Genomic DNA, 2,433 nt, shown 5'->3' with positions numbered 1-2,433 from the left:
TTGGACTCGGCGGGGAACTTACTGGACTGAGGGCTCGTTCCTCCATCGTGATTCCCTCCCTGTGCCCAGAGAGGGAGGAATTTCAGATGAAAACTCAGGGGGGAGTTTCGCATGAAAGCTGACAGATCACGTTCCCGAACGTGGACAACATGGCGCCGGGCAACGAGCTCGACCTGTGGTCGCTGTCGCCGGACACCGGCACATTCCTGGTCGTCGGCACCATGAAGGTCAGCGCCGACGGAACCACGGTGGAAACCATCACCGGCGGCATCCGCCGGACGGCCTGGCATTTCGCGATGGCGGTCAGCGCGAGCGCGGTGCCGGGCACCAACGGCGATCAAAGCGGAGCTTGCACGCAATGCCGAACCGGCTCCGAGGCCGGCCTGATGGAAGGCGGGCTGGCCCAAGCCCTCACGATTCCCGGCGTGCGCACGCTCGGGATCTCCCGCGACCTCACGCTCCACTACCGCTCCACCAGCGCGGACGTCCGGCCGATCCTCCCGCTGAACGCCACCCTGAGCAGCCGCGCCGCGGTTCCGGCGACCTTCTCCGCACGCCTGACACTGGGCGGCGTCCAGCACGGGGCGGAGGTCTACTGGAACAGTAGCGGGCTCCCCGAGACCGCCGATTCGACCTCGCGCCTGGGCCTCCAGTTCGACGCCGCCGCGCTCCCGACCGGGCGCTATCCCGCCGACGTGATGCTGTTTTCGAACTATCCCCAGTCCAGCATCGGCGCAGCGCTCACCCGGCCCCTGCTCGTGCGCAACGAACGGAGCAGTCCCTTCGGGGCGGGCTGGACCCTCCTGGGCCTGGACCGGCTGCTGCCGCAGGGCGACGGGACCCTCGTGCTGGCCCAAGGCGACGGGACGACGGCGGTCTTCGGCCAATCGCGCCCGCTGGTCCTCGAGAGTTTCAACGTCGCCCGGAGCTTTGCCGCCAACGGCATCAGCACGAGCTTCGTGGCCGGCGGCGTCTATGCGCAGGCGCGGACCGATCTGCTCGATCCCGCGAACTTTGGCCCGACGGGGATCGTGAAACGATCCGTGACGTTCCGCAGCGGGCTGCAGACCGTGACCCTGCCGGCGCTGGAAGGCGTGGACGTCTTCATCCTCAACCGGCCCGTGACGGAGCTGACCGGCTCGGAAGGCGCGGCCTTGGAGGAATTCGTGCAGGGCGGGGGCGCCCTGCTGGAGATGCGTCCCTTCGGCGGGGGGCGCCGGCAGATCCTCGGCACCACCGGGGTCACCCAGATCAGCGACGTGGATGCGGTGCTCACGGTGGAGGGTTTGAATTCCCCGCTGGCCGGCGGCCCCTTCGGCACGGTGAGCAATCCGTTTCCCACCGGCTCCAGCTCCTATTACGGCGTCGTGGGCTTCGGGACCATCCTCGCGAACAACAACAGCGGGCCGACCTTGCTGCGGCTCGCCCCGGGCACGCTGTTTACCGGCCTGGGCCGGGCCATCCTCTTCGGGGATTCCGAGACCTGGGCGAGCGGCTATCAGGGCGGAGGCACCAATCTCTATGGCGCGAGCACGAACAAGACCCTCTTCCTGAACGCCCTCGCCTATCTGGTCCAGACGCCCGGCTACAAGACGCCCCCGCCCCCGCCGAACGCCACGACGAGCTTCCAGGGCCCGGCGGGCGAGGTCTCCACGCTGGTGCAGAATCCGGACGGCACATACACGCGCACGCTCAAGGACGGCACGACGTACCAGTTCAACGTCCAGGGCTTCCAGACGGCGGTGAGCGATCGCAACGGCAACACGACAGCGTATGCCTACGACGGGCAGGGCCGGCTCACCACGATCACCGACCCGGCCGGTCAGGTGACGACCTTCAGCTACACGAGCGGCCTCCTGTCCAGCATCGCTGACCCCGCTGGGCGGGTCACACAATTCGAGCATGATACTGCCGGCAACCTCATTCGCGTCACGGATCCCGCGTCACACGTCACGGCCTTTGCGTATGATCCCCAGCATCGGCTGATCCAGAAGACCGACGCGCGCGGCCAGGTCTCCCAGTATCAGTACGACTACGCCGGGCGGTTCGCGCAGGTCACGCTGCCGACGGGCGAAACGCGGAAGCTCAGCCCCAGCCAGCGCCTCGCCGTGCCGAATGTCGCGGCGGGCGAGGGGACGCCAGCCACTCCCGCCCCGCTCGCGCCACCGGTCAACGCGGCCTCCTTCACCGATGGCAACAACCACACGACCACGTTTGAGACGGATGCGTTGGGCCGCGTGACCACGCAGACCGATGCGCTCAACCGGGTGACGACCATCCAGCGGGATGCCCAGGGCAATCCGCTCACGATCACCCGCCCCAACGGCGCCGTCACGACGATGACCTACGACGCCAAGGGCAATCTGCTGACCTCAACCGAGCCGGCGATCGCCGCCACGACCACGTTCACCTATGAGCCGACGTTCAACCAAG

1 protein-coding gene is annotated in these 2,433 nt (G+C 67.8%); it reads left to right on the top strand.

Annotated elements, in window-relative coordinates:
* Positions 1-149 precede the first annotated feature (149 nt).
* Positions 150-2,433, top strand: a 2,284-nt coding sequence (locus tag AB1555_19965) for a hypothetical protein (protein MEW6248954.1), incomplete at its 3' end; no start/stop codon positions are given.

Source organism: Nitrospirota bacterium, from assembly GCA_040755395.1.
Taxonomy (GTDB): domain Bacteria; phylum Nitrospirota; class Nitrospiria; order Nitrospirales; family Nitrospiraceae; genus DATLZU01.
This window is presented reverse-complemented; position numbering and strand designations above follow the sequence as displayed.